The 3,018-nt window shown below is 59.1% G+C and carries 2 protein-coding genes; one reads left to right on the top strand and one right to left on the bottom strand.

Translation table 11 applies throughout. The features are described from left to right. On the bottom strand, positions 1-673 hold a 673-nt coding region (locus tag ACFE0K_RS01585; RefSeq protein ID WP_434534391.1), incomplete at its 3' end, for a hypothetical protein. A gap of 355 nt (positions 674-1,028) precedes the next feature. Here ACFE0K_RS01585 and ACFE0K_RS01580 point away from each other — a divergent pair. Then, positions 1,029-3,018: hypothetical protein (locus ACFE0K_RS01580; RefSeq protein ID WP_434534390.1), on the top strand; the 1,990-nt coding region annotated here is incomplete at its 3' end.

The raw sequence follows: 3,018 nt of genomic DNA, 5'->3' as shown, positions 1-3,018 counted from the left end.
AGTTCACCGCAAACCCACTGCGCTGCCACAGCCATGCCACCCACAAAGTATGCAGGTTGATCAACACTGCCAGGGCCCATTCAAACCCGTCATCCATGGTGTCGTAGTGCTCGGGCCAGATTACACCCAGTATCAGCGACGCGATTCCCACCAACAGGGTAAAACCGCATAACCGCAGCAGCGATCTCCCCGACGCTGACAGCGGACTGTGCCGCAGCGCCGCGCTCAACCCCAGCTGGGCCAGAAACGTCAGGCCGAAAAATCCCACCACCCCGATCCGGCGCAGCATATAGGGGGTATCTCCGGCATGGCCAAGCACTACCGTATAGAGCGCCAACGGCAGTGCCGCCAGCATCCCCAGCCACCACCAGATTGTCGGCTCTACCTGCATGTGGCGCAGCCAGTAACGGTTGGCCCACCAGAACAGCATCATGCACACGCAGGCGGGCAACATACCGGCCTTGAAAACGAAATAGGCGGTACCGGAACGGGATGCCCGGGAAATACTGGTGCAGCCTTCGAACCAGGGCAGACACCAGGGGACCAGCTGCTCACTGGCAGACAGCAGGTAACAGACATGCATGGTCACCAGCGGCAACAGGGCGGTGACCCAGGCCAGGGGAGCCAAGCGAACCGGTGCGGGTGGCATCTTCATGGCGTCAGCGTAGCGCAAGACAACGTACCGTCACACCTTGGCCCCTTGCACGCAGGCACCCAAACGTAACCCACTGCGTAGGGTGCACTATCAGGGCACCAGCGGTGTCAGTTAATCGGGCTGGCAGACCGGGAAACAATTCCATTACAAAACATCGCAGTAAATGGCTATAAAAACGTTTTCTTAAGAACAGAATAAAATCAGTCATAAAAACACAGTTCGGCAGCGGCAACTTCCCTGCGGCACCCCGTCAGCATCGCGATACTGCGCGCTTCCAATTCGCGCTAACGTGCGACTTAGCAGCCCCCAACTGGCACACCCCATCGCATATCCGGTTGCCTCCCGTCGTTGCCCCCACAAGCGGATAATAATTATGAAAAAACATTACGCATCCATCGCCAGTCTGGCACTGCTTGTTACCGCCTGCGGTGGCGGCGGCAGCTCTGACAACGTGTCGCAGACACCTGGCTCGACCCCGCAAACCCCCACGCCCAACCTGCCCGCGCCACCGCCCGACATGCCGGTGGATTGCCAGCGAGACAGCTGGGTGGCAGGCACCACGGAGCTGTGCGACGGCACCTTTATCTATCGGGACTATATCTACGATGACTACGGGGCGGATACCGGCCTGGTGGGCCTGTCACCCTTGACCGTCATGAACCTGTTGTCACGGGGTGGTGGCGCGTTCAACCCGGTTGCCAACACACCGGGACTGCTATCCCCCACAGCGGGCGATCAACGCTACCCTGCCGGCATGGAAAACACCGCAGATTTGGTCTCTCTGGCCCTATCACTGGATGGCGATGAACTGTCTGTGCGCGTCGAGCTGAATACCCTGTATGGCAGTGATGACAGCCTCGCCGTCATCGCCATTGATACTGACAACGACAGCAGTACCGGTGGCGGCGTCTGGCCGGGCCTGGGCATACGCAGTGACGGCTGGGAAGAGCTCTACACCTTCGCTGAAGGTGACCCGATCAACAACATTATTGCTGGCCGGATTCCTGCGCCAGATACCGAGCAGTGGCGCATTCAGGCTGTGGTGGCGCAGAACGACGGCACGGTGATGAATGTGGCTTTCCGTGGTCCCCATGAATCCGCCCGGGCGGCTTCGGTCCCGGAACAGATTCTTCCCGACGCGGGCAATTTCTGGGAAGACAAGCAGTCGCAGGCACTCGGCAGCGGCGACATTTCCGTTTTCGGGGAAGTGGTTTCACGCAGCGATCTCGAGAACGGCACCACCCGAGCGGCAGAGCCGGTGACCGGTTTTCAGCAGCGCGTTTACACCTCCCAATACACCCTCCCCCCCGGCGAAGGGGTATCACTGCGCGGCGTCCCCGGCCGCCAGGGTGATACCGGCCTGCCCTGCGACCAGTATTTTCATTACCTGGGGAAATACCAGCCCTACGGTTTTTACGTGCCGGAGCAGGACGGCCCCCACGAGCTGCAACTGGTATTGCACGGCTGCGAAGCCAACCATGCCAGCCAGATCAACCAAGGCAATTTCCAGACATCCTTTGCCGATGCCAACAACCGCATTCTTGCCGCCCCCCTGGGCCGTGGGCCGCGGGGCTTCTATACCGGACTCTCGGAGCGTGATGTGCTGGATGTTCGCGCGGACGTGGAAGCAAACTACCCGATCGACAACCGCAAGGTACTGGTGAGCGGCTATTCCATGGGCGGCTACGGCACGCTGAGAATGGCGGCACTGTATCCACAGGATTACGCTGCCGGCGTGAACTGGGTGGGCTTTACCGGCAGCCTGTTGAACCTGCCGCTGGAAAGAACCCTATTAGACTCCCTGGCAGAGCTGACCGGTATTGAGCTGCTGGATGCCCCCCTGTCTGCATTCCAGGAACTACAGCAGGAGTTCAGCATCGGCGCGGAAGACAATGTGCTGGATTACCTTGGCAACCTGGAGCATATCCCGGTGGCCAATGCCTACAGTGCGGCGGATGAACTGGTTCATGTCACTACCGCTCTGGCACTGCAGGAAAAGTATGTGGCCGGAAATTCAGACTATGTGTTCTATCTCCATCTGCCCGCAGAACACCTGACCTATATTCTGCTGGATGAATGGCAGAAGATGGCCAATTACAGCGCCAACCGAGTGGCCGTCACCCGACCCAGCAGCATCAGTTACTACTATGATCCGGCCCAGGCCTACCCGGAATATGACATTGATCACAATCGCGCTTACTGGGTCAGCAATATCGTCAATCGCTCTACCGAGCCCAGCCAGATTTCACTGCAAAGCGAGGGTTGCGGCACACCGCACATTGATAGCCAGTTCATCTCAGGGGCTGGCACTTACCCGATACCCTGGATAAGCACGCAACGCACATTAAGCAGCGACTCGTTGC

It is taken from the genome of Alcanivorax sp. (genome assembly GCF_051117345.1).
Taxonomy (GTDB): Bacteria; Pseudomonadota; Gammaproteobacteria; order Pseudomonadales; family Alcanivoracaceae; genus Alcanivorax.
The sequence above is the reverse complement of the archived record's forward strand: the minus strand, read 5'-3'. Positions and strand labels throughout refer to the sequence as shown.